Genomic DNA, 13741 nt, shown 5'->3' with positions numbered 1-13741 from the left:
GAACGCAACGGCCCGCAGCGTGCGCAAGCGCTGCGGGCCGTTGTTTTTTGTACCCGGTGCCGCACTTGGCGCCTCATTTTGCAACACCCGATGCCTATTTCCACTACCGAACGCCGCCTGAGCCTGCACACGCGCCATATTGCCCCCGGGCCGGTCTGGCTATTCGATCTCGACAACACCTTGCATTCGGCTTCTTTCGCGATTTTCCCGGAAATCAATCGAATGATGACCGAATACGTCGAGCGTATACTCAACGTCGATCGCGACACCGCCAATTACCTGCGTGCCGAATACAGCCGCCGTTATGGCGCCACGATGCTGGGCCTGTTGCGGCATCACGCAATCGATCCGCATGATTTCTTGCGCGAAGTTCATCGCTTCGAGGACATGGCGCCGTTGTTGCAGGCCGAGCGCGGTTTGGGCCGGTTGTTACGGCGCCTGCCAGGCAGAAAAATCGTACTGACCAACGGCCCTCAAGCGTATGCTCGCAGCGTATTGCATGGTTTGGGGATCGAGCGCTTGTTCGAGCGGGTCATCAGTATCGAACACATGCAATCCGGCGGGCGATGGCGCGCCAAGCCGGATCGGGCGATGCTGCGCCGCACGCTGCGGCGCGCGCATATCCGGCCGGCCGACGCGATCCTGGTCGAGGACACGCGCGGCCATCTGAAAAGCTATAAGCGACTGGGCATCCGTACGGTGTGGATGGTCGGTCATTTGCCGCCGGGGGTGGGAGGCAAGGCCGTGCTGACCGGTCGCGGCAGACCGCATTATGTGGACCACCGGATTCGTTCTCTAAAATCGTTGCAAACAGGCACTGGCGCGAGGCGATACCTATGGCAAGCACCCGTTCAAGTGAGACGCTAGCGGCGAAAACCGCAGACCTATCATCGGCTTCAAAGCCTGCTTTGCAGCCGGTTTCACGAGCCGGGTTGCAAGCCGGTTCGCGACCCACTCCACGGCGCGGCGCGCAACCCGTCGCGCCGGCAGGCTCCGCAACCCTACCCGACGATGCGCCCGCGGCTCGAACCCGTGCTCGCCCGGGCGAGCGCCGTGTGCTGATCTTGCAAGCGCTGGCCGCAATGCTGGAGCAACCCAAGAACGAAAAGATCACCACGGCCGCTCTAGCGGCCCGGCTCGGCGTTTCAGAAGCTGCGCTGTACCGTCATTTCGCCAGCAAGGCGGAAATGTATGAAGGGCTGATCGAATTCATCGAGCAAACCGTCTTCACGCTGATCAACCAGATCACGGCGAAGGAACCCTCGGGCGTACTGCAGGTACGTGGCATTGCGCTGATGCTGCTTAATTTCGCCGAAAAAAATCCAGGTATGACGCGCGTGCTGACCGGGGAAGCGCTGGTGGGTGAACACGAACGTCTGCTCGAACGGATGAACCAGCTCACTGATCGCATCGAGACCTCGCTCAAACAGGCGCTCAAGCTCGCCGTCACAGGCCGCCGTGGCAGCACTGATGCGCTCTTGCCCGCCGATTACGATCCCGCGTTGCGCGCCAACCTGGTGGTCAGCTATGTGCTCGGGCGCTGGCAGCGTTACGCGCGTAGCGGCTTCATCCGCAAGCCGAGCGAGCAGGCGGATGCGCAATTGCGGTTGATGCTGCAATAGGCCTTAGTCCCCGTCCTCGTGTAAGAGATTGAGGGCGGCGCGGCGAATGATGCCCTCTAGTTCGGGGGAATGGGTTGCCTGCCTGACCACGGACCGGCTCAGTACGGCTGGCGGATTCGATAGCTCCCTCCTCACTCTCAAAGAACCACCACATCCCAAGCACTCCACTAAGTCTTGCAACGGCTTCATAGGTCGATTGCTTTAGAGCGACTGCTTCGCAAAAAAGCATGGCTGATATCGGGCCATTGATGGCAGTTCCAGTGTCAGACCGGGCGAATGCAAACCCTTCCGTTTCGGGGCATGCGGACAGAGACTGCCCGTTATGAAATCCTATTTTCTCCGACGAGCTCCTCCCGAAAATATAACGATGTAGCATCTTCAGCTCGGTGAGCTTTTAACGTGACTGACGCACCGGTTTTCAAGCGCAGATCGCTGAATATTCCGATGGTTTTTGTAGCGGGAAAAACTCGATATCACGGGGCAAAATTTATATTATTGAAAGAAAAAATAATGCCCTATTTATTTAGTATTACTTAAAACAAAGGAAAAATTAGCATGGGAATTTACTACAGCGCAGTGGAAGGCGATCCGCTTGATAGCGGCGGCAATAGCCGTGTGATTGAGGGCGCGTCAAACTTCACGATTGAAGGCGAAGACGGACGGAGCCGAGGTCAAGCCTACATCGGGCATAAAGCCTATTGCGACGCGTGCAAAAGCGTGGGGCCTATCGTAGCTGCACGGGTTCGCCGGACACGATGCGCATGCATGATTTGGAACGTGGGCAGAAGCAAGCGCTAGGTGGCGACCTTGTGTTCTGCAAATGCGAGCGACGCCCTCGCATCATTCCCGTACATGGACGACGCTGGATTATCGATGACGGAGACGGCGAGGCGCAGGCTAACACAGCGAATGCCACGACAACGCGCCCGGCGCAGCCGCCATCTTTTGATTATCGCTACGTCTTACGCACTGCGGACGGCATGCCGATCTGCAATAGGCGTTACGTGATACAGCGCGGCGACGGTGCGCCAGAAATCGGCCAGACGGATGACCTAGGGCGCACGCATCTGCCGGCCGCAATTGCCGCCGAAGAAGACGTTCATGTCTATCTCGGGGGCGCGGCATGAGAGACCCACAACCGCCACGCGGCGTTCCAAAGACCATCAAAGGCGAGCACGGCGAAAGGATGTTTTATGTCGCGACCCGGACGCTGACGCCGACCACGGACAAGACGGTGAAGGAAATAGTCGTCCATACCTGTGAAGACAAGTGGTTGGAATTACAAAAAGAAGCGGAAGCGGTCGTCGCACCTCGGGGTGAGTTGATTACAGACCCGTATAGGCGCAATGCGCGGACTAACGCCGCGTACGCACGACTCTGGCTCGCGGATAATCGCTTCCAATGGGCGCCGGGCTCGCGGCCTTTGCATCGAAGCAGGTCGGCTGCGGCATGCTTCATGCGGCGAAGCTGAAGCAGGAGGCGGATGAATTGGAGGATTATTCGCGTGCATCGATGGGTGACCCGACAATCAGCGATGGCTATGCGGTGATGGCGAAGGCTTCCTCGCAAATGCTTTCTTTGTTGGCGTTGGGTAATACAGCGCTATTCCTCGATATTTATCCGCTGCATCTGTTTTACAAGCGGTATGGCATCCAACGGTTTGAGGCGTGTCGGTTCGATCGGCAGAAAATTGCCGACAAGGTCTTATGGCCCGTCGACCCAAAAATCTTGCCATTTGGTTATCCATTTCTCGAAATTTTGCAAGGCTTCCGGCAAATTGAGCGAGGCGAGGTAATGCTAGGCGTACAAAGCCTCGCTCGCCACGAACAACTGAATATTCTGCAAAAAGTCTTGTATAACCGACCGGACATGCGATTGCTCCTAAAGAGCAATCAGGCGGCATGGGTGACGGGGATACCGACTGGCGTTGCAGCCGAAATCCAGCTTACGCTGGCCGCGCAGTGCAGTCGCGTTGCTGACCGTGCCGAGGCTTTCCCGCGAATCTTGAGCGCCGACCTCGCCGACCCAAATCAGCGCATGGCGTTCGTCATACGCGGTGCCCAACGCTTCGACGTGCTATTGAATGGACCCGCTCGCAGGGACATAGACCAGTCTCTGAGAATAATTGGGACTGGCTCCAGCCTTTGATGAAGCGCCATCGCTATATTTATGCCGCCGTTGGAATCGCGGCAGTCGTTGCCGCAGCGGTATGGGCAAAGCCGCATCGCCGCGTCCATACAGCCATAGCATTCGTCAGCCACTCGGCTGCCCCCTCCCCGCCATCCGCTCCCCATCCCAGTTTGCGTTATAATTTCCACTGCATAAGTTATTCGAAGTACCCAATCCGCTAGTGATCATCCACTAGCCACCAAACGCGCCGATTTGCTGACTCGATTGCGGGCGCGTGAATTCTGCCTCCTCCTGTGGATGCAGATTCATATAAATGCGGCTAAAGAGGTCGTCAGCAGCGCTCAACGCCCATTCAGTTCGGTTCCCGCGCCCATCGTCGACTCCCTTTAGCCTTTGTTTGGCTTTTACCCGGTGGGTTTATGGAATCGTCGGTCGGTATCGTCACACCTCAAACCATGCATTTCGCCGAGCCGTTGCCTTTGCAAAACGGCAGCACGCTCGCAGGCTACGACCTGATGGTCGAGACCTATGGCGAACTCAACGCGCAGCGCTCCAACGCGGTGCTGGTCTGTCACGCGCTCAACGCCTCGCACCACGTAGCCGGCGTGTCCGCACACGACCCCACCGATCTCGGTTGGTGGGACAACATGGTCGGCCCCGGCAAACCGCTGGACACCAACCGCTTCTTCGTGATCGGCGTGAATAATCTCGGTTCGTGCTTCGGCTCAACCGGCCCGATGAGCCTGGATCCGAGCAGCGGCCTGCCCTACGGCGCGCGCTTTCCGGTCATCACGGTCGAAGACTGGGTCAACGCGCAAGCTCGCTTGGCCGACCGCTTCGGCATCGAGCGCTTCGCCGCGGTCATGGGCGGCAGCTTGGGCGGCATGCAGGCCGTAGCCTGGAGCCTCATGTACCCGAGCCGGGTCGGTCACTGCGTGGTGGTCGCCTCCACGCCCAAACTCTCGGCGCAAAACATCGCATTCAACGAGGTGGCCCGTTCCGCGATACTGTCCGATCCCGATTTTTACGGCGGCGATTACTACGCGCACAACATCAAACCGCGCCGCGGCCTGCGCGTGGCGCGCATGATCGGCCACATCACCTATCTGTCCGACGACGACATGGCGGCCAAATTCGGCCGCGCGCTACGCCGCGAGGTGCACGCGGAAGGCGGCGACGCCTACCAGTTCAGCTTTGACGTCGAATTCGAAGTGGAATCGTACTTGCGCTATCAGGGCGACAAATTCGCCGAATACTTCGACGCGAATACCTATTTGCTGATCACGCGCGCGCTCGACTACTTCGACCCAGCCAAGGAGTTCGACGGCAACCTGACCGCGGCACTGGCCCAAACCGAAGCGAACTTCCTGGTGATATCGTTCTCGACCGACTGGCGCTTTGCCCCGGCACGCTCGCGCGAACTGGTCAAGGCCCTGCTCGACCATAAACGCACGGTGACCTACGCCGAAATCGATGCCCCGCACGGACATGATGCGTTCCTGCTCGACGATGCGCGTTACCACAACCTGGTGCGCGCTTACTATGACCGTATTGCCACGGAGATCGGCGCATGAGCCAATTTGTCGACACCGCCGCCGCTGTACCCGCCGCCGTGCCTACCGCGGCCGCCCGTCATGAATCGGCGTCCCAACAAAGCATTTTCGATAGCCTGACGCCGCGCGCCGATTTCCGCACCATCGCGCGTTGGGTCGAGCCGCGCTCCAGCGTGCTCGACCTCGGCTGCGGCGACGGCTCGCTGCTCTCCATCCTGCGAGCGGAACTCGAGATCGTTGGCTATGGCATTGAAATCAACGATGCCGGCGTGCTCGCGTGCGCCGAAAAAGGCGTCAACGTCATCCAGCAGAATCTCGAAGACGGCCTGCGTCTGTTCGAAGACCAGAGCTTCGATCTGGCCGTCCTATCGCAAACCTTGCAGACCATCCACCAGACCGCTGCTATCCTGCGTGAAACCGTACGGGTCGCACGTCAGGCGATCGTCTCGTTTCCGAACTTCGGCTATTGGCCTCACCGCCTCGAAGTGTTGCGCGGACGCATGCCCGTATCCAAGGCGCTGCCTTACCAATGGCACAATACGCCGAACGTGCGGGTACTGACGATCGAGGATTTCGAAGCGCTGGCGCCCGAGGTTGGCATCGAGATTATCGAGCGCAGTGTCCTGCATGGCGGCCGTACTATCCGCTGGGGGCACAACTGGCGTGGTAGCCTTGCGGTTTATCGCGTGCAAGAAGTGGGGCGCGGCAAACCATCGCGGTAGCCGGTGGCGGTGCCCATGCGCCATACACTGCCCCGATTTTAGCCATCCCTCGATTTACGGTTCGATATGAAGCGAAGCGATCACGGCGGACGCATACCATGCCTACCCGCTGCTCCAGGTAACACCATGACGGGCCGCCGATGCCCGAATTGAATCCGGACGCCTCGGCCAGCACGCCGACTGCGAGCGCCCGCGGCGACACGCCTCATCCCCACTCCGGATGGCAAGCCTATTTCAATCGGCGCATGCTGATTTGCGTATTCCTGGGCTTTACCTCCGGTTTGCCGCTGTTCGTCCTGCTTAGTCTGGTGCAGGCGTGGTTGCGATCGGACGGCGTCGACCTCAAGGCGATCGGTCTGTTTGCCCTGATCCAGTTTCCGTACACCTGGAAATTCCTTTGGGCGCCGTTGATGGACCGCTTCGTGCCCGCTTTGCCGAGCTGGGGACGCACATGGGGACGCCGGCGTGGCTGGATGGTGCTCACGCAGATCCTGACCATGTTCACCATCGCCGCGATGGGCTTTATCTCGCCGCACCAGGCGATCTGGACCGCCGCACTATTTGCGGTCCTGCTGGCGTTTTTCAGCGCGAGCCAGGACACCGTGATCGACGCGTACCGCCGCGAGTTGCTCGACGATCGGGAGCAGGGCTTGGGCACCGCGGTTCATGTCAACGCTTATAAAGTCGCCGGCCTGGTGCCGGGCTCGCTGTCACTGATCTTGGCCGACCACGTCAGTTGGCCGACCGTGTTTATCGTGACGGCCGCTTTCATGTTGCCCGGCATCATCACCACGCTGATCATCGATGAACCCGCCACGTACGGCGCGCCGCCCCGGAACCTGAAACAGGCCGTGGTGCTACCGTTTCGCGAATTCATAGCGCGCGACGGGTGGCGCGGTGCGTTGCTGGTGCTGGCGTTTATCTTTCTCTATAAACTCGGCGATAGCATGGCGACGTCGCTGGCGACCTCGTTTTACCTGGATCTGGGTTTTACCAAAACCGAAATCGGCCTGATCGCCAAATCCGCCGGCTTCTGGGCCAGTATCGTCGGCGGCATTGCCGGCGGCGTGTGGTTGATGAAGATCGGCATCTCGCGCGGTTTGTGGGTGTTCGGCTTTGCGCAGTGGGCCTCGATATTCGGTTTCGCATGGCTGGCTTATCACGGCCGCTCCAACTTGGGGCTGGCCGGTGTGATCGCGCTTGAAGCGTTCGCGGCGGGCCTGGGCACGGCGGCCTTCACCGCCTATATCGCCAACGCCACCGACCCGCGCTATACAGCGACACAGTTTGCGCTGTTCACCAGTCTGGCCTCGGTGCCGCGCACCTTCGCCAACGCAGGCGCAGGTTACGTGGTGAAATGGGTGGGCTGGCCGGAGTTTTTCCTGATGTGCGCGTTTCTCGCAATTCCCGGTATCCTTCTGTTGCCCCGTATCGCGCCCTGGAGCCGCTCTCGATGAACCCGTCTTACGTGCTGCGTCATTGCATCGCGCTTATGCTGACCTTGGTCGGCGGCCTTGTCGTCGAGACCGCTGTTGCCGGCCCCGCGGTCGGTGGCCCGGCTGCCGCCGCGCCAAGTCGTCAAGCTGCGGCACCCGCCGTAGCGATCCCCAGCAGCGAGGTACAAGCGGGCAATGGCGCGATGTTTCGCAGTCTCGTGCCCGTCGAGATGCTCGAGCAGCAAGCCGAGGAACAATACGTCTATGTGCTGGAAGGTGCGCAACGCGAAAACCATCTGCTCAACGACAAGCAGGCGCCGCTGCCGCAAGTGCGTACGATCGCGACCAAGCTGGTGCCGTATGCGCTCAAGTGGAACGATCGCTCGCGCCAGTGGCACTGGGAGGCCAACGTGATCCGCACGCGCGTGATCAATGCCTTCTGCCTGCCGGGCGGCAAGATCCTGATAACGACCGGGATGATCGACCGGCTCAAGCTCAACGAAAACGAAATTGCCATGTTGCTGGGCCACGAGATTGCCCATGCCTTGCGCGAGCATGCGCGCGGCAGGCTGGGCCAGCAGGAAGCCGAGCAAATCGCTGCGCGCACGACGCCGCAATTGTTCGGGTTGTCGGGGCTGGGAACGAATCCGTTAGGCATAGGCACCCAGTTGCTGACGGCCGGCTACAGCCGCGATGACGAAACCGAAGCCGACGTGATCGGCACCGAGATTGCCGCGCGTGCCGGTTACGATCCACGCGCGGTGATATCGCTATGGACCAAGCTCGACAAGCTCAATAGCCATGAAAAGCAGCCGTTCCTTCAGGCCCGCCCCTTCGACGATCGACGTATCGCCGATTTGAAGAAGCACATGCGCGACATGCTGTCGCTGTATGCACGCACCCAGCACAAACCGTTGTCGCAGTTGCCGCCTTATAGCGGCGTGGGGTATCCCGAGCTCAAGGCAACGCTCAAGCGGCCAGCCAGGCGGGCGGCGCATCCGGCAGTATCGAGCGACTGAGTTCATTCAAACTCACCGTCCGCGCGCCTTGAACGCGCGCAAACCGCTGAGTACCAGCAGTGCGCCAACGCCGATGCCGATCCCGAGCGGGACGATCGCGCTCAAGTGATCGCGTATCAAGGGCACGTTCCCAAAAAAGTAACCGGCCAGCGTCAGGCTGATCACCCACAGCACTGCGCCCGCAAGCACGAACGACAGAAACCGGGCGAAGGTCATGCCCGACACCCCAGCGACAAACGGCGCGAACGTGCGGATCACCGCCAGGAATGGCGACAGCAAGAAGGTCAGGCCTCCGCGCGCTTCATAAAAGCGATGCGTTTTCTCCAATGCGCCACGATCCAGCCAACGATAATCGCGTGTATAGACCTGCTGCCCGACCACGCGACCGATCCGATAGTTGACGGCGCTGCCCGCCACCGTCGCCACCACCAGGACCGGCGCCAGGATACGCAGATCCAGCGAGCCCGACGCGCAAAACGCGCCGCAGATAAACAGCAACGGGTCGCCGGGCAGGAAGAACAAAGGGATAAACGCAATTTCCAGAAAAATGATCGCAAAAAGGATGGCATACACCGCCGTACCGTACTGCGCGATCGCGCCACCCAATTGATGATCGAAATGCAGCACGAGTTGCACCAACTGTGTCCACTGCGTCATATCTCTGCCCATCAGTTAGAAATCTAATTTTCGCTAACGGCGACGCAAGCGCCCCCGCCTCTCAATGCATTGCACTGACATTGCACGGAATCGCCAGAAAAACCGGGGCGTACCACGCATCAATCGAGTGCGGTAAGCGACGAACCACAACGATCGCGCACCATATTCGAGCGAGCAAGTGTACACACAATCGCAACGACACCTACGCATCCAGGCCTGAGAAGCCCAGTCGACGACTCCATTCAACAGGCGCAGTCCTTGCTTATGTAGTTCGGATTTCGCACATGCCTTCGACCGGTTTCCAGGAGCCTCTCATGTCAAATATCAACTTCACGCGTCGCCGTCTGTTGCAATCGGCCGCGGCCGCCACGGCGCTCGGCCTGACAGGCCGATCCTACGCCGCCGGCGACAAACTGGTAATCGGCTACTGGCCCATTGCCGCCGGCTTGCCGTTTTATGCGGCGCTCGACTTGGGGCTGTTCAAAGCCGCGGGTGTCACGGTGGAGGGCGTCAAGTTCGGCAGCCCGAATCAGGTTGCCGAAGCGTTGATCGCCGGGCGTATCGACGGTTGTGCGAACGGCACCGCGATTACCGTGCTGGGTCTAGCCGAAGCGCAATCGCCAGGCCTGCTCAAATTTGTTTGCCTGAATTTTGCCGATGAAAAATATGTGCTCGACCAGATCATCGTCCCGATCGCCTCGAACGTCAAAACGGTCAAGGAGCTGGCCGGCAAGAAAGTGGCCTGCGGCCCGGGTATCAACAACGTCACGCTAACCAAAGTGATGCTAGAACACGCCGGCGCCGTCGGTGCGCAAGTGGTCGAACTGCCGATCGGCCAGCTCGTGCCGGCACTGGCGGCAGGTCAGGTGGACGGCGCCTACATCCTCGAGCCCACCGGCGTAATCGGACGTCAATTGGGCGTATCGCGTTCGCTGGGCGCGGGCGTAGTGTCGCGCTATGTGCTCGACGATCCGAATACACCGTGGGTAGGTGGCGCGGCAGCGCTCACGACCACGGCATTCAAGGATAAAGCGTCGCTGGTGCCCGGGTTTCTCAAGGGCTACGCGGCCGGCGTGGACTACGTCCGCAAACAGGGCTTGCAGGCCAACGTCCATCTCAAAGGCTACACCGCGATCGATGGCCCGGTTGCCATGGAAGTGCCGATCAGCGGCTACATCACCTACGACGAAGTCAAACCCTCGGACGTGCAGTCGATCCAGAAACTCTTCGATGTCTTCACCGACCACAAAGTGTTCGACAGAAAAATCGTCGCCGCGCCCATGCTTTACAAAGCCTGAACCCCAGGGCCGCCGCTGTCGTGTCACCTAACCTAGATCCCCGCATGAATGAGTTTAAGATTTTCGATGCCGGCAATGTGCCGTTGCAGTCCGGCATCACGTTTCGGGGTGCCCGGTTGGCCTACCAGACGTACGGTATGCTGAACGCCGAGCGCAATAACGCGATTCTATTCATGACGCCGTTCGGCGCCCACCATACCGATATCGAATGGATGGTCGGCCCCGGCCGCGCGCTCGATCCGCAACGCTACTTCATCATCATCCCCAACCTGTTCGGCAACGGTCTGTCATCATCGCCGAGCAATGCCGCGGCGCCGTTCAACGGCACCCGCTGGCCGCACTTCACCGCCGCCGACAACGTGGCGGTCCAGCATCGGCTGTTGCATGAGGTGTTCGGTATCGAACGGCTCGCGATGGCGTGCGGCTGGTCTATGGGCGGCATCCAGGCCTATCACTGGGCGGCGCTCTATCCGAACGAAGTGCCGCGCCTCGCGGTGGTATGCGGGGCGGCCAAGATCTCGCCGCACAATTACGTGTTCCTCGAAGGCGTCAAAGCGACGCTGACGGCGGACGAACATTTTCAGAATGGGCGCTTCACTGGGTTCCCGGAGCGCGGGCTGCGCGCGATGGGGCGCGTATATGCCGGCTGGGCGATGTCGCAAAGCTTTTATCGCGAGGAGCTTTGGCGGCAGGTCGGTTGCAGCTCGCTGGAAGACTATCTGGTCAGCTTCTGGGAGGGCAATTTCTTAAAACGCAACGCGGCCAATTTGCTCGAACATATCTGGACCTGGCAGCATGCCGACATCAGCGCGAACCCGCTCTACGACGGCGATTTCGAGCGCGCGCTGGGCGCCATCTCGGCCCGTGCGCTGATCATGCCGAGCGAAACCGATCTGTATTTTCAGGTCGAGGACAATCGCCGCGAGGTCGCAGCGATGCGCAATGCACGCCTATTGCCCATTCCTTCGATCTGGGGACACCGGGCCGGCATGCCCGCGAATAACCCGGTCGACGACAAATTTATCGACGATGCCTTCGCCGAACTGCTCGCGCAGTAGCGGCCCTGCGGCAAGACCATTGCAAGATCATTCAAAGCGCATGCGGCATCAGGCCGCTGCGATGTGCTCCCAGGAACGCTAACGTGCCCAAGAAATTCGAGTTTGGCCAGTTGCTGCCGTTTATCGGCCCGATCGCGCTATTTGTGTTTTGGTATGTCGCCGTCTCAGCCGGCTGGGTCAACAAGGTGCTGATGCCGTCCCCGGTAGACACGATCCATCACCTGTTCGACGCGCTGGCGAACGGCAACATGATGGGCGATATCGACACCACCTTCATGCGCACCATGATCGCGTTCGGCATTGCCGCTGCCATCGGCGTGCCGCTCGGTATCGCGCTGGGCAGCTCGGAGCCCGCCTATCGCAGCGTCGAATTCTTGATCGACTTCTTTCGCTCGACGCCATCGAGCGCACTGATCCCATTGTTTCTGCTGATCTTCGGCATTACCGACGCGAATAAAATCGCGATCGCCAGTTTCGCGGCCGTCCTGGTGATCCTGTTCAACAGCGCCTACGGTGTAATGCACGCGCGCAAGACGCGCATCCTCGCCGCGCGCGTCATGGGCGCCAATAGCTGGCAGATCTTCAGGGACGTGCTGCTGCTCGAAAGTCTGTCGCAAACCTTCGTCGGTCTGCGCAATGGCATCAGCATCACATTGGTGATCGTGATCGTGGCCGAAATGTTTATCGGTTCAGAAAGCGGCCTGGGCCATCGCATTATCGATGCGCAACAAATTCTCAATGTCAAAGATATGTACGCATCGATTCTCGTTACCGGTGCGCTTGGCTACGCGCTTAATCTCGTCTTCATGCTGATCGAGAAGCGCTTCATTCACTGGAGCGGCAAATGAGTTGGTTCAAACCTGCGCCCGTGCTGCGCTCAGCGAGCTTGCAGCAGGACTCGTCACGAGCCGGCGGCGGCTTTCTGCCAGCGGCACCGCATACGCACATCACCATGCGCGGCCTGTATAAGACCTTTGCCGGCGCGCCGTTGTATGAAGATCTCAACCTCGATTTGCCCAAAGGCAAGATCGTGTCGATCTTCGGACCGAACGGCTGCGGTAAATCGACCTTGATGAACATGATCGCCGGCTTGATTCCCCTGGATCGCGGCGAAATCCTGTTCGACGGCAAGACGCTCAAGGAAACCGTGATCGGCTACGTGTTCCAGAACTATCGTGAGGCGCTGTTTCCCTGGCTCAGGGCGGTGGACAACATCGCGTATCCGTTGCGCCGCATGGGTCTTGGCGCGAGCGAGGTGAAGGCGCGCGTGGACGAGCTGATCGCGTCGTTTGAAATCCGCTTTGACCTGCAGCGCTACCCGTACGAATTGTCGGGCGGCCAGCAGCAAACGGTCTGCATCATGCGAGCGCTGGCCGCACGCCCGGAAGTGCTGTTTCTCGATGAGCCTTTTTCAGCGCTCGACTATGAAATGACGCTCTTCATCCGCGAAAAACTGCAGGATATCTACATGAAGAGCGGCGTCACGATGGTGATCGTCTCGCACGATCTCGAAGACGCGGTCTTTCTGGCGGACAAGGTGTTGTTGCTCACTCGCCGTCCGACCCGCGTCGCCGAATTCATGAGCTTCGATCTGGCGCGCCCGCGCACGCCAGCCTCGATGTCGGATCCGCTGTTCGTGAGTACCAAGGCGCGCGCGCTGGAAGTGTTTCAGCGGGAAGTCAAAGCGAGCCCGCCCAGCAGCGCCTGATGGAACGCGTGGGGATCCTGGATTTGGGGCGAGTGGCCCAGGTCGGGGAATTCCACCAGCGTCGCGTGCGGGATTACCTTGGCGGCCAGTTTGCCGAGCACCGGATAGTTGCCCAGCGTCGCACGCACTTCAGGGGGCGCGAGGTCCTTGCCGATCGCGGTATTGTCCTTGTCGCCTATCATCAGCAAAGTAGGCATCTTCAACTGGCCGAGTTCATACACGACCGGCTGCGTGTAAATCATGTCGTAGAGCAATGCGGAATTCCACGCCACCCGCTGCTTGCCTGGGCCCCGGTTCATACCGGCCAGCATCTGCACCCACTGCTCGTACTCGGGGCGCCATTGGCCCGCATAGTAGGTAGCGGTCTCGTAGCGGCGAATATTGTCGGCATTGGTCTTGAGCTCGCGCTGGTACCACTGGTCAACGCTTATCGACGGGACGCCCTTGGCCTTCCAGTCCTCCAGGCCGATCGGGTCGACCAGCACCAATTGCTCGGTCTGCTCGGGGTACATCAAGGCATAGCGTATCGCCAACATGC

General features: G+C 59.9%; 13 protein-coding genes and 1 pseudogene. 12 read left to right on the top strand and 2 right to left on the bottom strand.

Translation table 11 applies throughout. From position 1 onward, the window contains the following. The first annotated feature begins 90 nt into the window (after positions 1–90). From GSQ77_RS05740 to GSQ77_RS05705, 8 genes are all read left to right on the top strand, one after another. Positions 91–867 carry a pyrimidine 5'-nucleotidase gene (locus GSQ77_RS05740; protein WP_158899941.1) on the top strand — a complete coding sequence of 259 codons (777 nt, stop codon included), beginning with the start codon at positions 91–93 and terminating at the stop codon, positions 865–867. After that, positions 837–1622 carry a nucleoid occlusion factor SlmA gene (gene slmA / locus GSQ77_RS05735; RefSeq protein WP_158899939.1) on the top strand — a complete coding sequence of 262 codons (786 nt, stop codon included), beginning with the start codon at positions 837–839 and terminating at the stop codon, positions 1620–1622. Before GSQ77_RS05740 ends, slmA begins: the two co-directional genes overlap by 31 nt. Before the next feature lie 761 nt (positions 1623–2383). Next, positions 2384–2749 (top strand): hypothetical protein, encoded by a 366-nt coding sequence (locus GSQ77_RS05730; protein ID WP_158899937.1) that lies wholly within the window; start codon positions 2384–2386, stop codon positions 2747–2749. A gap of 274 nt (positions 2750–3023) precedes the next feature. Further along, complete coding sequence (locus GSQ77_RS05725) at positions 3024–3770, top strand: hypothetical protein (RefSeq protein WP_158899935.1); 747 nt, start codon at positions 3024–3026, stop codon at positions 3768–3770. A 401-nt stretch (positions 3771–4171) separates the two neighbouring features. Then, entirely contained in the window at positions 4172–5326 is a 1155-nt protein-coding gene (locus GSQ77_RS05720; RefSeq protein WP_158899934.1) for a homoserine O-acetyltransferase, read from the top strand. Further along, positions 5323–6027 carry a methionine biosynthesis protein MetW gene (gene metW / locus GSQ77_RS05715; protein ID WP_158899933.1) on the top strand — a complete coding sequence of 235 codons (705 nt, stop codon included), beginning with the start codon at positions 5323–5325 and terminating at the stop codon, positions 6025–6027. The genes GSQ77_RS05720 and metW overlap by 4 nt, the downstream gene beginning before the upstream one ends. 245 nt (positions 6028–6272) lie before the next feature. Then, a complete protein-coding gene (locus GSQ77_RS05710; protein ID WP_254067494.1) occupies positions 6273–7484 on the top strand; it encodes an AmpG family muropeptide MFS transporter in 1212 nt (403 codons plus the stop codon). Continuing rightward, entirely contained in the window at positions 7481–8482 is a 1002-nt protein-coding gene (locus tag GSQ77_RS05705) for a M48 family metallopeptidase (protein ID WP_254067462.1), read from the top strand. Before GSQ77_RS05710 ends, GSQ77_RS05705 begins: the two co-directional genes overlap by 4 nt. 12 nt (positions 8483–8494) lie before the next feature. On the opposite strand, the gene GSQ77_RS05700 is transcribed toward GSQ77_RS05705, so the two are convergent. Then, positions 8495–9139, bottom strand: a complete 645-nt coding sequence (locus GSQ77_RS05700) for a VTT domain-containing protein (RefSeq protein WP_158899931.1) — start codon at positions 9137–9139, stop codon at positions 8495–8497. A 314-nt stretch (positions 9140–9453) separates the two neighbouring features. Between GSQ77_RS05700 and GSQ77_RS05695 the strand changes: the two genes are divergently transcribed. From GSQ77_RS05695 to GSQ77_RS05680, 4 genes are all read left to right on the top strand, one after another. Then, positions 9454–10437, top strand: coding sequence for an ABC transporter substrate-binding protein (locus GSQ77_RS05695; protein ID WP_158899930.1), 984 nt, complete (start codon positions 9454–9456; stop codon positions 10435–10437). Positions 10438–10481: 44 nt separating this feature from the next. Further along, on the top strand, positions 10482–11495 hold the full coding sequence (locus GSQ77_RS05690) for an alpha/beta fold hydrolase (protein WP_158899929.1): 1014 nt from the start codon (positions 10482–10484) through the stop codon (positions 11493–11495). 83 nt (positions 11496–11578) lie between these two features. After that, the gene (locus GSQ77_RS05685) at positions 11579–12343 is read left to right on the top strand and encodes an ABC transporter permease (protein WP_254067461.1); all 765 of its coding nucleotides are present in this window, start codon (positions 11579–11581) and stop codon (positions 12341–12343) included. Then, positions 12340–13203 (top strand): ABC transporter ATP-binding protein, encoded by an 864-nt coding sequence (locus GSQ77_RS05680; protein ID WP_158899927.1) that lies wholly within the window; start codon positions 12340–12342, stop codon positions 13201–13203. Before GSQ77_RS05685 ends, GSQ77_RS05680 begins: the two co-directional genes overlap by 4 nt. On the opposite strand, the pseudogene GSQ77_RS29390 reads toward GSQ77_RS05680, so the two are convergent. After that, a pseudogene (locus GSQ77_RS29390) lies at positions 13164–13741 on the bottom strand (alpha/beta hydrolase); the annotation flags it as partial. The gene GSQ77_RS05680 and the pseudogene GSQ77_RS29390 sit on opposite strands and share 40 nt — an antisense overlap.

It is taken from the genome of Burkholderia sp. L27(2015) (genome assembly GCF_009765705.1).
Taxonomy (GTDB): Bacteria; Pseudomonadota; Gammaproteobacteria; order Burkholderiales; family Burkholderiaceae; genus LMUX01.
The sequence above is the reverse complement of the archived record's forward strand: the minus strand, read 5'-3'. Positions and strand labels throughout refer to the sequence as shown.